At 41.4% G+C, this 14696-nt stretch carries 11 protein-coding genes; 8 read left to right on the top strand and 3 right to left on the bottom strand.

Going from position 1 to position 14696, the window contains the following annotated elements; translation table 11 throughout:
- Positions 1 to 4 precede the first annotated feature (4 nt).
- The 8 genes from ACTXGF_RS18970 to ACTXGF_RS19005 all read left to right on the top strand — a co-directional run bounded on the left by ACTXGF_RS18970 (position 5) and on the right by ACTXGF_RS19005 (position 11337).
- On the top strand, positions 5 to 1282 hold the full coding sequence (locus ACTXGF_RS18970; protein WP_443533632.1) for a 2-aminoadipate transaminase: 1278 nt from the start codon (positions 5 to 7) through the stop codon (positions 1280 to 1282).
- 63 nt (positions 1283 to 1345) lie between these two features.
- Positions 1346 to 2794, top strand: a complete 1449-nt coding sequence (gene hglS, locus ACTXGF_RS18975) for a 2-oxoadipate dioxygenase/decarboxylase HglS (RefSeq protein ID WP_443533630.1) — start codon at positions 1346 to 1348, stop codon at positions 2792 to 2794.
- Positions 2795 to 2942: 148 nt separating this feature from the next.
- The gene (amaB, locus tag ACTXGF_RS18980; RefSeq protein ID WP_443533628.1) at positions 2943 to 4433 is read left to right on the top strand and encodes an L-piperidine-6-carboxylate dehydrogenase; all 1491 of its coding nucleotides are present in this window, start codon (positions 2943 to 2945) and stop codon (positions 4431 to 4433) included.
- Positions 4434 to 4539: 106 nt separating this feature from the next.
- A complete protein-coding gene (gene nhaC / locus ACTXGF_RS18985; RefSeq protein ID WP_443533626.1) occupies positions 4540 to 5997 on the top strand; it encodes a Na+/H+ antiporter NhaC in 1458 nt (485 codons plus the stop codon).
- Between the two features lie 17 nt (positions 5998 to 6014).
- Positions 6015 to 7301 carry an L-pipecolate oxidase gene (amaA, locus tag ACTXGF_RS18990; protein WP_443533624.1) on the top strand — a complete coding sequence of 429 codons (1287 nt, stop codon included), beginning with the start codon at positions 6015 to 6017 and terminating at the stop codon, positions 7299 to 7301.
- A gap of 167 nt (positions 7302 to 7468) precedes the next feature.
- On the top strand, positions 7469 to 8866 hold the full coding sequence (locus ACTXGF_RS18995) for a D-2-hydroxyglutarate dehydrogenase (RefSeq protein WP_522885870.1): 1398 nt from the start codon (positions 7469 to 7471) through the stop codon (positions 8864 to 8866).
- Positions 8867 to 8958: 92 nt separating this feature from the next.
- Complete coding sequence (locus ACTXGF_RS19000; RefSeq protein WP_404692785.1) at positions 8959 to 9987, top strand: ornithine cyclodeaminase family protein; 1029 nt, start codon at positions 8959 to 8961, stop codon at positions 9985 to 9987.
- 96 nt (positions 9988 to 10083) lie between these two features.
- Positions 10084 to 11337 carry an NAD(P)/FAD-dependent oxidoreductase gene (locus tag ACTXGF_RS19005; RefSeq protein ID WP_404692786.1) on the top strand — a complete coding sequence of 418 codons (1254 nt, stop codon included), beginning with the start codon at positions 10084 to 10086 and terminating at the stop codon, positions 11335 to 11337.
- A 228-nt stretch (positions 11338 to 11565) separates the two neighbouring features.
- Here the strand turns inward: ACTXGF_RS19005 and ACTXGF_RS19010 are convergent, their stop codons facing one another.
- From ACTXGF_RS19010 to ACTXGF_RS19020, 3 genes are all read right to left on the bottom strand, one after another.
- The gene (locus tag ACTXGF_RS19010; RefSeq protein ID WP_443534059.1) at positions 11566 to 12366 is read right to left on the bottom strand and encodes an alpha/beta fold hydrolase; all 801 of its coding nucleotides are present in this window, start codon (positions 12364 to 12366) and stop codon (positions 11566 to 11568) included.
- Between the two features lie 397 nt (positions 12367 to 12763).
- Positions 12764 to 14383 (bottom strand): cation/acetate symporter ActP, encoded by a 1620-nt coding sequence (locus ACTXGF_RS19015; protein WP_443534061.1) that lies wholly within the window; start codon positions 14381 to 14383, stop codon positions 12764 to 12766.
- Complete coding sequence (locus ACTXGF_RS19020) at positions 14376 to 14687, bottom strand: DUF485 domain-containing protein (RefSeq protein WP_443534063.1); 312 nt, start codon at positions 14685 to 14687, stop codon at positions 14376 to 14378. Before ACTXGF_RS19020 ends, ACTXGF_RS19015 begins: the two co-directional genes overlap by 8 nt.
- Between the last annotated feature and the right edge of the window lie 9 nt (positions 14688 to 14696).

A 14696-nucleotide genomic window follows, 5' to 3' on the forward strand; every position in this document is an offset into this window, starting at 1 on the left:
CTTAATGGATAAGCTATACAACGTCACTGATGCTTTTACGATGGTGCATCCCATCACCTTAACCAAAGGTAAAAATGCAAAAATCTGGGGCGATAATGATCAATGCTACATCGATTTTGTGGGTGGTATAGGGGTCTTGAACTTCGGACATTGCCATCCTCACATCGTGACAGCCATTATCAATCAAACCCAATCGCTCATTCATTATGCTTACAATGCAGCTGCTCACACTCCCTATCAAACCTTCATGCCACGATTGTGCGAGCTCATCCCTATCAGTGGTGCGCTATCGGGCATGCTCACCAATTCTGGTGCAGAAGCCACAGAAAACGCCATAAAAATTGCCCGTCTCAAAACTCAGCGCGTCGGTGTCATCGCGTTTGATGGTGGGTTCCATGGACGGACACTCGCTGCTGTTAATCTAAATGGCAAGGTTGCTCCTTACAAGCGAGGGTTGGGACCGTTAGCCGGCAGTGTCTATCACATTCCTTTCCCAAGTCCAGACAACGAGGTGAGTGACCAACAGGCAATCGATGCATTAAATCGTTTGTTTGAAGTAGAAACTGACATCAGTAATATTGGTGCGATTATCGCAGAGCCTATACAAGGGGAGGGAGGGTTTCAGTTAATGTCGCCATCTTTCGCTCAGTATCTGCGCGCCTTTTGTGATGAGCACGGTATCTTATTGATTATGGATGAGATTCAATCAGGCTATGGGCGTACTGGCTCACCATTTGCCTTTTCACATTTGGGCATTGAGCCAGATATGATACTGCTGGGCAAAAGTATCGCAGGCGGCTTGCCCTTAGGTGCAGTCGTAGGCAAGGCCAGTGTGATAAATGGCTTGCCTAAAGGCAGTTTGGGTGGCACATATTCTGGTAATCCAGTGGCGTGTGCAGCGGCAAATGCCACGATAGACATCATGCAAGAGGATGAGATATGGGCATCTGCCAAGCACTATGCGCAAGTGATTGCAACAAGTATCGCGCAATGGCAGGCGGAAGGCGTCTCTCCTTGGCTGTATGGTCTCACAGGTATTGGAGCGATGCGCGGTATTGAGCTGCGTCATGCTACGTATGGCTCGCATCCTAGTGTGATGACTCACGTACTAACCCACGCGCGAAAGCGAGGCTTACTGCTCATGCCAAGTGGTAAATACCGTCATATCATTCGATTGTTACCACCTCTGACCATTGAGCCTGAAACGCTGCAAGCTGGCCTTGATATTTTAAGAGACGTATTACGTACGATTCCTAATCAAAATCCAGTCGAGTGGTCTTAAATATACAGATTAATTATTAATGGGATTCAAGCCTGCCGTAGATGTAAAAAAGGATAAATATCTATGAGTAATAACAGCTTTATGAGCAGTGATGACATTCGCCATGAGTTTTCTATGGCCATGTCAGCGATGTATCAAGCAGAAGTACCGTTATATGGTGACCTTGTTGATTTGGTCAGTAAAGTAAATGCTGAGGTCTTGGCCACGCAACCTGAGATCAAATCTCAATTATTACATACTGGAGAAATTGAGCGATTGAATATGGAGCGGCATGGCGCGATTCGGTTGGGTACAGCATCAGAATTGAGTATGATGCGCCGTCTTTTCGCTGTTATGGGTATGTATCCTGTGGGCTACTATGACTTAGCTCCTGCTGGAGTGCCAGTGCATTCGACTGCGTTCCGGACTCTGGACTCTCATTCGTTGCACAAAAGCCCTTTTCGAGTATTTACCTCGTTATTGCGTCTAGATCTCATTGGTGATGTGGCTCTTGAAAGAGAGGCTATTAAGACACTACAAAAGCGCTGTATTTTCACTGATGATGTGATTGAACTTATTGAACGTTTTGAGGTGCAAGAGGGCTTAATCCCTGAGGATGCTCGACATTTTATAAAAGAAGCGTTAGAGACTTTTCGCTGGCATGACAAAACCCCTGTGACAAAAGAGCTATACCAGAAATTATTACACCAGCATCCGCTTATTGCTGATGTGGTGGGTTTTAAAGGCCCTCATATTAATCATCTAACACCCAGAACACTGGATATTGATGCGGCTCAACAGAAAATGCAGACAGGAGGTATACCATCAAAAGCCATTATCGAAGGACCACCTCGAAGAGCGTGCCCAATCTTGCTAAGACAAACAAGTTTCAAAGCGTTAGAAGAGTCTGTGAGCTTTAGAAATGCCTATATAGGTGACTCAGATGAGTGCTGTGATGGCTATGAGCAAGGGTCTCATACGGCACGCTTCGGTGAAGTTGAGCAACGCGGAGTAGCGTTAACTCCAAAGGGTAGAGCGTTATATGACACTTTGCTTAACGAAGCTCGTAACCGGTTGGGGGTAACACCTAATGAAGACAATGCGTCCCAGTACTATCAGATTCTAGACGATACATTTAGCAAATTCCCTGACAACTATCGAACCCTACATGATGCCGATCTAGCATACTTTTATTATCAGCTAACCGACAACACACATGATTCTGGTCAAGCACAAGCATTGCTATCAGCCGCATTTCACAAAGTTGATTTGAACACAATATCTCGTGCTGAGCTGAGCACGCTTATTGATGATGGTGTCATTCGTATTGAGCCAATTATGTATGAAGATTTTTTGCCTGTGAGTGCAGCAGGAATTTTTCAATCTAACCTTAACCAGAGTAAAAACAATAGCTATGAAATAAATTCAAGTCAACAGGATTTTGAACAAGCATTAGGAACTACGGTCTATGACGAGCTTAAATTATATGAAGAAATACAGGCTCAAAGCTTACAACAATGTCTTGCTGTTTGAAGTTGACAATAATATTAACGCGTACATTTAAGGGCCATTCCTAAATGGAATGACTGCAAGAATTTTATTATTTTGCAAGTTATTAGGTTGCGAGGTAATTTAATAAGTATGTTGAGAAACTAATAAACCATTATACAAAGGATTGATTATGATTAAGCAATATATGTCTGCAATGGGCGTACAAGAGGAACACTATCAAAATGGTGACTTTGAAATAAATACTCCGATTGATGGCACTGTTATTGGCAAGGTTACTTTAGACAGTGTTGCTGAGGTTAATACCAAAATTCAAAATGCCAAAACTGCTTTTCAAGCATGGCGCACAGTTCCTGCACCAAAGCGTGGTGAGTTGATTCGTTTGTTAGGTGAAGTGCTGCGCGAGCATAAAGAAGATTTGGGTTTCTTAGTATCGCTAGAAGCTGGCAAGATTAAAGAAGAAGGCCTTGGTGAAGTGCAAGAGATGATAGATATCTGTGACTTTGCAGTAGGTGTGTCACGTCAGCTATATGGTTTGACTATCGCATCAGAGCGTCCAGGTCACCATATGCGTGAAACTTGGCACCCACTTGGCGTCATTGGTGTTATTTCTGCCTTTAACTTTCCAGTGGCAGTTTGGGCTTGGAATACAGCACTTGCTATTGTCTGTGGTAACCCAGTTATTTGGAAGCCATCAGAAAAAGCACCGCTTGTCGCATTGGCTTGTCAGGCGATGTTTGAAAAAGCATTAGCGAAGTTTGGTGATGCGCCATCTCATTTGTCGCAAGTCTTGTTAGGTAAGACAGATGTTGGTAATGCTTTAGTCGAAAGTAAAGACATTGCATTGGTCAGCGCGACAGGCAGTACACGCATGGGTAAAACGGTTGGACCTAAAGTTGCTGAGCGCTTTGGTAAATGCTTGCTAGAGCTTGGTGGTAATAATGCAATGATCTTGGCCCCAACTGCTGATTTAGATTTAGCACTCCGCGGCATTCTATTTTCGGCAGTGGGTACAGCTGGTCAGCGTTGTACTACATTGCGCCGTTTGTTTGTTCATGAATCAGTCAAAGATGATATTTTGCCAAGGGTTAAGGCCGCATACTCGACAGTCAGTATCGGGCATCCATTAGAAGGAAATCTAGTAGGCCCATTGATTGACCAAGACAGTTTTGAAAACATGCAAGAAGCATTAGAAAAAGCAAGAAGTGCTGGTGGCAAAGTCACAGGCGGCGAGCGTGTATTGTCAGATAAATACCCCAATGCTTACTATGTAACGCCTGCTATTGTCGAATTTGATGAGCAAAACGATGTCGTACGAACTGAAACCTTTGCACCTATCCTATATGTCATGACTTACAAAAAATTTGATGATGCACTAGAGATGCAAAACGATGTGCCTCAAGGATTATCATCATGTGTATTTACCAATGATCTGCGTGAGGCTGAGATATTTTTGAGTGATCGTGGCAGTGATTGTGGTATTGCCAACGTCAATATTGGTACTAGTGGTGCTGAAATTGGTGGAGCATTCGGTGGTGAAAAGGAAACAGGCGGTGGCCGCGAGTCAGGCTCAGATGCTTGGAAGAACTATATGCGTCGTCAGACTAATACCGTTAATTATTCAACAGAGTTGCCACTTGCTCAAGGTATTAATTTTGGCTAAGCGATATAGAAGCTAAGCATTGATGATTCTGACTATTGATAGCTATAAGTACTGTTATCAATAGTCAGTACTAACAGTAGTTATTACTAAGGAAGGTAGAACTATCATGATTGATGACACACAGCACGATCCTGCTAAAGATGGCTATGGTGCCTCTTCTAGCTTCTTACTCGATATCGCCCCACTTGTCTTGACCGCCATGATATTGATGGTACAGTTTTTTGTGTTTAAAGACTTTACCCCCCACATTCCATTGGCTTGCGGTATTCTAATTACGGGCTTGTTTATGAAGCTGCGTGGTCGAGACTGGGCTGGTATGGAAGAGCGATTTTTAAAAGTGGTAAAAATAGGCTTACCCGCAATGATTATTCTAATGGGCGTGGGCATGCTGATTGGGTCTTGGATTATAGCAGGGACAGTGCCGACCATTCTTTATTATGGATTTAGCATTTTTTCGCCGTCTTCATTTTTGGTCTCTGTCTGTCTTATTTGTGCCATTATTTCGGTTGCTACCGGTACATCTTGGGGTACTGTGGGCACAGTAGGGCTTGCCATGATGGGTATTGGTATGGGCCTTGGTATTCCGGCACATTTTACAGGCGGAGCTATTGTCTCTGGTGCTTTCTTTGGTGACAAAATGTCGCCATTGTCTGATACAACCAATTTAACCCCTGCCGCCGCTGGTGTGGATCTTTGGGACCATATCAAAGGTATGTTACCGACGACAATTCCTGCGATGCTCACAGCATTAGCTCTTTATGCTTGGATTGGCATTAGTTACGGTGATGATAGTGTCGACCTATCTTCTATTCAAGCATTGCAAAGCACACTAGCGGATAATTATAGCTTAAGTATTATTACTCTATTACCTGCTGTAGTAGTAGTTGGTGCTGCTGTTATGAAAATACCCGCTATACCTACGGTGTTAAGTGGTGTAGTGGTCGCCTCATTAGTAGCTTTTTTCATGCAAGGTATTGGTGTTAGCGAAATTTTCAATGTTTTGCAAAACGGCTTTAAGAGTGAGACGGGTTTTGAGGTTGTTGATAAATTATTATCAAAAGGTGGCCTAATGTCGATGACATGGGTTGTTACTCTAACTATTTTTGCACTAGCGTTTGTGGGTTCGCTTGAGCATTACGGTACGCTCAAAGCCATTATGGTAAAAGTAGATAAAATAGTGAAATCGCGTTTAGGCTTGATTCTCACAACCTATGCCAGTGTTCTTGGAGTAGGAACGATTATTGGTGATGTCTATACCACGTTGGTACTCCCAGGACGTCTGCTCAAAGATAAGTATAAGGAAATGGGTTATAAACGAACCACATTGACACGATCTATTGAAGATGCGGGTACGCTATTATCACCACTAATTCCTTGGAACATGGGTGGTAGTTTTGTCGCCGCCACGCTAGGTATAGCAACATTAACCTATGCACCTTTTGCCTTTGCCTGTTGGTTGTCTCCTTTATTTGGTTTGCTATGGGCTGTGTTGGATAAATTCATACCGCGTGACGAACCTGTTGCGGCTACAGATATCACAGTACCTTCTCTCAATAAATTATAACTTCACCGGAGTACGAAATGTTGCAAGAGCAATGTTTGTGGAGCGTAACTGCGCCCAAAATTCATCCCTATGATGAGCTTCGTAGCGATACCCAGACCAGTGTTTGCATCATTGGTGGCGGTTATACAGGATTATCAGCTGCTATCCATTTAGCAGAAAAAGGGGTCAAAGTTACCCTGTTAGAGAGCCAGAGTATTGGTAGTGGTGGCTCTGGGAAAAGTGTTGGTCTGGTCAATGCAGGCACTTGGGCACGTCCTGATGATTTAAATATAGCTTTGGGCGAAGTTGAAGGTGAGCGTTTGACAGAAGCATTAGGACATGCGCCCAGTCTCGTATTTGACTTGATTTCACGCTACGGAATTGATGCCCAAGCCACCCAGAATGGCAATATTCATATGGCTCATAATGCTAAAGGTGAAGCTGATGTTGATATTAGATATGAGCAATTGCAGCGCCGCGGTGTGAATGTAGAAGTGCTAACGGGTAGCCGTTGCCATGAATATTGCGGTACTACCAGCATTAATAAGGCGCTATTAGATCACCGCACAGGCACGTTGAACCCATTAGCTTATGTAAACGGTCTTGCAAAAGTAGCAACTGAATTAGGAGTGACGATTTATGAGCACTCTACGGTTAATACTTTAGAAAAATCTGATGGAGAGTGGTATGTAAGAACGCCTAAAGCTAGCGTAAAAGCAGAGCGCGTCATTATCGCAACCAATGCTTACACTGAAGGTGAATGGACCGAAGTATCCAAGACTTTTTACTTTGTTTCCTACTATCAAATTGCTTCTGAACCTCTGACGGGTGAGTTGGCCGATCGTATCTTGCCTCATAAAAATGGGGCTTGGGATACCCGCTTGGCCTTGTCTAGTTTTCGCCGCGATCATGATGGCCGTCTGCTACTCGGTACAGTAGGTGGTAGAGCTTGTAAGCCCAAATCTTTTTATCAGTCATGGGCAGATTGTGTGCAAAAAAGCTATTACCCCGATTTACCTAAGTTTAATTGGCAATATGAATGGTATGGAAATTTTGGCTTTACGCAAGACCATATTTTTCGGGTATTAGAGCCTGATGAAGGCATTCTAACAGCCACAGCTTATAATGGCCGTGGTATCACTACTGGTACACTAATGGGCAAATGCTTTGCTGATTATATTCTAACGGGAGATAGAAGCAGTATCCCACTGCCTTTTAAAACGCTACAGGAATCCAAAGTCGCTTTATCGAGCATGAAGTCTGTATTTACCGAGGTAGGCCTTACTTTATATCATGCAGGGCAATGCTTAAAAATTATTCGCTAACGTAAATATCAGGTAGCAATAATAGATATTTCATTAAAGGTCTCACTGATAATTATCAATATAAACACCATTGGTATGGTACGTGGTAATTAGGTGGTCTGTTTTATCTTTCATCATAGTAGGGAATACATCTGGTGCATGAACTTTTAGAATCATCTCAAGTCGTTATCAATACCCTAATACAGTCGCTATTATATGATTATAAATACGACGCTAGCCAAATCAAAACCGATGCTGAAAGTCTAGAGCATTGGGGTAAAGACTGGACCAAGCACTTTGCCCCTGCTGCTGCTGCCATCGTCTTTCCAAAGACCACTGAGCAAGTACAGACTATCGTCCTGCTTGCCAATGAGCACAACGTCGTCCTAACCCCAAGTGGCGGTCGTACAGGCCTGTCTGCTGGTGCCGTGGCTGCTAATGGCGAGATAGTCGTTAGTATGGATAAAATGAACCAGATTGGACAGTTCTATCCTGCCGATCGAATAGTTAAAGTCGAAGCCGGTGTCGTCACCCAACAGTTGCAAGAATTCGCTGAATCAAAAGACCTATACTACCCTGTTGACTTTGCTTCAGCAGGCTCTAGTCAGATAGGCGGCAACATTGGCACCAATGCTGGCGGTATCAAAGTCATCCGCTACGGCATGACCCGTCAATGGATCATGGGTCTGACTGTTGTCACTGGTAAAGGTGATATCTTGCAGCTGAATCGCGGCATGGTAAAGAATGCCACGGGTTATGACTTGCGCCAATTGTTCATCGGTAGTGAAGGTACGCTTGGCCTTGTCACTCATGCGCAAATTAAGCTTGAACGTCAGCCACAAGACTTAAACGTCATGGTGCTTGGCATGGACAGCTTTAACGATGTGATGAACGTACTCTCTGCCTTTCAGGCACAAATTGATTTGACGGCATTTGAGTTCTTTGACGATGTAGCCATTGATAAGCTGATGGCACATGGTCAAGTACAAGAGCCCTTTGAATCACGTACTAAGTTTTATACGCTGTTAGAATTTGAAGCACCCTATGAGCCAATCATGGATAAAGCCATGGCCATATTTGAGCATTGTATGGAGCAAGGTTGGGTCGTTGATGGGGTAATGAGCCAAAATCTCACACAAGCAGCAGAGCTGTGGAAGCTTCGCGAATACATTTCTGAGACCATCTCAGTCTTTACCCCTTATAAAAACGATGTATCGGTGCTGATAAGCCACGTACCGACCTTTATCGAAGAGATTGATCATATTGTCAGCAGTAACTATCCAGACTTTGAAGTCTGTTGGTTTGGACATATTGGCGATGGTAATTTGCATCTCAATATCTTAAAACCTGAGAATATGAATAAAGATGATTTCTTTGCTGAGTGTCAGGTCGTCAATAAATATGTGTTCGAGACAGTACAGAAATATGGCGGTTCGGTGTCTGCTGAGCATGGGGTTGGTATGACAAAGAAACCGTACTTGCACTATAGCCGCAGTGAGACTGAGATTGATTATTTACGAGAAGTCAAAAAAGTATTCGATCCAAACAACATTATGAACCGTGGTAAGATTTTTGATATTGAATAAAAAAACTTAGGTATTAACAATGTTTAATTTTTATGCTCTATAACATTTTATAATCCGTAATAACAAATTCACAGGGCAGTTTGGGGATAATTATGCAAATTTTAGATATTAATACGGTGAAAAAACAACTGACGATGTCAATGGCAATCAACGCTATTGAGGATTTACTAAAAGTACAAGGCGACCATCCAACATGGATTAAGACACCTGAGCGCCTAGTGATTCCTACTTTTGAGGAAAGTAACAAAAACACATCTGGCTCACATCTATCTATGCCCTCAGTAGTTTTTGATGGTGATAACGAGTATGCAGTGGTAAAGCTGGTAAATATCTGTCCAGACAACCCTAAACGTGATAAGCCAACAACCATGGCAGTCATTACCGTATCAGACAATGAAACAGGAGAGGTGCTGACATTTTTGGATGGCATATATATCACCCAAGTACGAACAGCAGCATTATCCGGAATTGCGACTAAATATTTAGCGAGTCCAGCTAGTAGTGAGGCAGCGGTGATAGGTACTGGAGGAATGGCATATGAACAACTCAATGCGATACTCACTGTGCGTCCAAATATTAAACAAGTAAATATTTGGAACAGGACGCCTCAAACGGCACATGAATTTCAGAATAAATTTGAGCAAGAATATCCACAATGGCAAGTCGATTTTAAAGTTTATGAAAGTGTCGAAGAGGCTATTAAAAACGCTGATATTATTAATCTTGCAACAAGAGCGACGACAGGACTTTTTGAAGCTTCACAAATAAAGCCGGATGCTCATATCAATGCAGTTGGTGCTTATCAAGCAACGATGAAAGAAGTCAGCAACTCGGTTATAGAAGCCAGTACTGCTATTATTATCGATGATGCAGAAGGTGGTTTACATGAAGCAGGTGATTTAATACAAGCTCATAATGACATTCAGAGCACTTGGACATGGGATCAACTGACAGGTACGTTAAGTGATCTTGTCAATAAAAAAATCAGTATTGATGCGAATGAGGGTAAAGGTATTACGCTATTTAAATCAGTGGGCGCCGCAAGCTTTGATGCAGCAGTTGCCATAAAGATTGCCCAAAAAGCTAAAAAAGAAGGTTTAGGCCAGTCTATTGAGCTATAAAAATAAGCCACCAATAATTTAGCTTTCTTATGAAAATCTATGTAAAGGCAATCACTTTAAATTAACAAAATTGGCTTGATACTTAAGGGCATTCATATGCGCTATGACGTGATCGTTATTGGTGCAGGCATAGTGGGAACCTCTATAGCCTGGCATCTTCAAAAAAGCAACTCTCAAGTTCTCTTGCTCGATAAAAAGCAACCAGGAGAAGAAACGTCATATGGTAATGCAGGTATTATCACAAGAGAAGCCGTAAATATTAAACCATTTCCTAGAAGTTTTAGAGAAGTTTTCAGAGTATTGCCGAATAATAGTACCGATATTCGATACCGTTGGTCTGCTATCTATAATCTTCAGCGCCCCTTATTACAATACTGGATAAATTCCAGTCCGAAAAAGGTTGAAGAGATAGATAAAGAATGGTCTACGCTCATTCAGCATTGTACAAACGAGCATGACCCTATGATTAAGGCATCAGGCGCTGATGAGCTAGTTAGAAAAATAGGCTGGATTGAGCTGCATCGTTTCCCCAGTAGCTTTGAAAAAGCCATTGGTAAAGCAAAAAAAGCGGTTGATCAAGGCGTAGAGTATGAAGTTTTATCATTAGTAGAGCTAAAAGAGTTAGAGCCAAACATAAACTTTACAGACTACATCGGTGGTATCCATTGGAAAAATTCTTGGCAGATAAAAAGCCCTGGCAATCTTGTCAAAGCATATGCTGAAAATTTTGAAAAAATGGCTGGGAAGATAAAGCAGTCAACGGTAAACAGCGTTATACAGACGGAAGAGGGTTGGCGGGTTATGACGGATGGCGAAACCTATTCATGTCAGAACCTAGTAATTGCTGCAGGTCCTTGGTCAGCTAATCTCATCGAGCCATTGGGTTATAAGATTCCATTATTTCCTATGCGTGGTTATCATCAACACTTTCAAATGACTGATAAAAACGCATTTTCTCACAGCTTATTTGATGTAGAAAAAGGCTTTGTAATAGGAGCAATGGATCAAGGCATTAGGATTACGACTGGAGCTGAAATGGCAATGAAAGATGACCCAAAAAACTTTGATCAGTTAGAATCAGTACTGACGTATGCACGCAAGGTTCTACCACTTGACGTAGCTGTAGAGTCTGAAGCATGGTGTGGCACAAGACCTTGTATATCAGATATGAAGCCAGTTATTGGGCCTGCATTAAAACACACCAATTTGTGGTTTGCTTTTGGTCATGCGCATCAAGGCTTAACGCTTGGGCCAGTGACAGGGCGTCTTATTGAAGAGATGATTAATGGCAAGCCACTGTTTATTGATGCGCAACCATTTAGTAGTGAGCGCTTTGCACTTGGCCTGTAATTCTATTAAATTAAGTAAACACCATCGTCGTAAGTAAAATTTTTTTGAAAAACTGAAGAGACAAGCTGAGTTATCTAATAAGTAATAAGTTTCAATAGCTATTTCAGTGAAGCTATCAAACAATAATAAGAAATGGCATATAGTACTCACTTCTTATTATTGTTCTGTACTTGTAGAAACACTGAATCAAAACCTAGAAGCCTTACCGATTAAGCATGATTGATAGCGTTATGAGTGTGCTGAAATGAAATCTGCAATATATCTATTAACGATTTCCGGTTGCTCAAGTGCTACCGAATGGCCAGCCTTTGGAATCACAAACATTTGGCCATTTGCTACTGTTTTAGTAATATTTTTTGACAGAGGTACTTCATACGCATGATCCTGTTCGCCTGCCAATACTAGCGTAGGTACTTTGCACCCTTTAATCTCATCTAATATGCCAGTGCGATGAATAACGCCATTAGCACTGCGCGCGATGTCTGGTCCTAGTTTTAGCATATGATCACGCCAGTACTCACGCTCGCTTGCTCGAGAGGCATCTGCTAAATAGTCATCGCCAAACATGATATACATGAGCGTATCGATAAATGGCTCAGTACCTTGCGCACCTAAGCCCTCAACCAAAGGCGAAAAATCAGCCAGTTTGTATTCAAGCTCTCCGCTAGACCCAAGTACAATGCAACCCTTTAGTAAATCGGGACGGCGAGCGGCTAAACGTAGCGAAATAAACCCGCCCATAGAGTTACCAGCAAAAAAGCAAGGTCCTAGATCGAGTTCCTCAATTAATGCTATCGCATCGTTGGTATGAGTATCCATATCCACGCTTTTCAATTCTGATCGGGCACTTTGCCCTTGATCCCGATCATCATAGCTCACTACTCGAATGGTTTTAGATAGATGTTCTATTTGATGCGTGAACATTTTATGATCAAAAAATAGCGAGTGACTTAGCACCAAAACCGGAGCGTCTTTATGCCCTTCGTCACTATAAAACAGGGTAGTTCCATTCACGTTAATATTTGGCATGATCTTTTTCCTTGTGTAAACACTATTGATCTTTATGGCTCTTACAATGTAAAGAGCATGATATTTGCCTTAACTTTTATACTTTTATCAGAGTTTCTGAGTCATTAAAAGCAATAAATTATGAGATTAGATTTTATGAACATATTTAGCATTGTTGTCTGCTAGACAGCTTAGTATTCCTCTGTGGTGTAGTGACTTTAATGCTTGATGATAGAACTATGAATGTTTGAGAATATAGAGAAGTTCGAAAAATTTTAAAAATTATTGGTACAGAACTTAGACTAAGGTTTTTCTCAATATAGATAAAAATTTAAAGGTCTGTTATAAATAAAATTAGCTAGAACAGACCTTATTGTTAGAAGCTGATTTAAAGTATAGCTTACCTACAAATAAGTTTTTAGTTACCAAGCTCAGACATTACTAATTGAGCTTCAAACCCAGCTCTATCAATTTTAGCGCGATCACTATGATCTGTTAGTGATACAACTATACTTACTAAGAAAGCTAATGGCATTGAGAATAATGCTGGATTGTCATATGGAAAGAAAACGCTCTCATGACCTAAAATAGTTACCCATACGGTAGGTGATAAAATCACAAGAACTACCGCAGATACAATTCCTACAAACCCTCCCCACATTGCTCCTCTAGTAGTTAAGTCTTTCCAGTACATAGATAAAATGAGTACGGGAAAGTTTGCAGAAGCTGCTATACCAAAAGTCAGGCCCATTAGAAATGCAATATTCATATTCTCAAATAATATGCCACATAGAATTGCTACAATACCTAAAACAACTACCGAAATTCTAGATACTAGCATTTCTTGCTTTTCTGAAGCGTCACCATTCTTGATCACTTTTTGAAACAGATCATGAGAAATGGCTGATGCACCTGCCAGTGTGAGACCAGCAACAACTGCTAAAATTGTAGCGAATGCGACTGCAGATAAGAAGCCTAGAAGCAAATCTCCTCCAAGTGCTTTAGCTAAGTGCATTGCAACCATATTAGTACCCCCGATGAGGGCGCCACCAATGTCGCCATCAACAAAGTAGTCTGAATTGGTACCAACAATAGATATCGCTGCTAAGCCTAAAACACATACGAGAATAAAAAAGTAACCAATATATCCTGAGGCATAGAATACAGATTTCCTTGCATCAGCTGCCTTTGGAACAGTGAAGAAGCGCATCAGGATATGTGGCAAACCTGCTAGACCGAATATTAGACCTATTGAGGTTGATAAAGTATTAATTGGATTGGATAGCATCATTCCTGGCTCTAAAACTTGCTTACCTAGATCATGTGCGATAATAGCCGACTCTGCCATACTATTTAAACTAAAATCGAATTGACGAAATGCTAGAAACAATAAAACTGTACCGCCACATAGCAATAGAATTGCTTTAATTATTTGTATCCATGTAGTAGCTAACATGCCCCCAAAAATAACATATACTAGCATTAAGCAACCAACGAGTATGACTGCTGTACTATAGCTTAATCCAAACAACAATTTAATTAATTGTCCTGCGCCCACCATTTGCAGTATTAAATAACAGAGCACCACTGTTAAAGAGCCTACAGTAGACAAGATACGTGTTTTCTTTGGTTCTAGACGATAAGAAACAATATCTGCAAATGTATATTTACCTAAGTTCCTTAACTTCTCTGCCATAAGAAATGTTAGAACAGGCCAGCAAACAAAGAAGCCAATAACATAGACGAATCCATCGTAGCCTTTAAAGAACACCATGCTTGAAACACCTAGCAATGTAGAAGCAGACATATAATCACCTGCAATTGCTAAACCATTCTGCCTAGCTGAAATTGAATTTCCAGCAGTATAGAAATCTTCTTTTGAAATGGTTTGTTTGGCTGCACGAAACGTAATGAACAATGATAAACCAACCACTGCTGCAAACATGGCAATTGCAGTGAAGTTCGTTGGGGTACCATCTGCGGCAAAAGCCGCATTACTTCCTAAAATAAGTAGTAAAAAAACTATTCCCTTAGTCATTGTGATATTCCTTCTTGATTTCTTCTACTTTTTTATCAAAATACTGATTGGTTACATAGACATAGCAACCTGTAATCAGCCAACAAGCAACGATTACTAGAGCTGCAGCTGGAATGCCAGTTGTTATATTTGAACTACCTACTGATTGCGCAAGAATATGCGGAGCGAAAGTGGCTATAGCCATAAACACTGCATATATAATAAGTACGATAATAGTTAGTATTACGGCAAATCTTTTTTTTACCTTTACCATATGAGTAAAATTGCTATCTCGAACAATATCTTTATAGTTTTGTTGATTCATATCAAAATC

Origin of the sequence: Psychrobacter sp. 1Y6 (assembly GCF_052258385.2) — a bacterium.
Taxonomy (GTDB): domain Bacteria; phylum Pseudomonadota; class Gammaproteobacteria; order Pseudomonadales; family Moraxellaceae; genus Psychrobacter.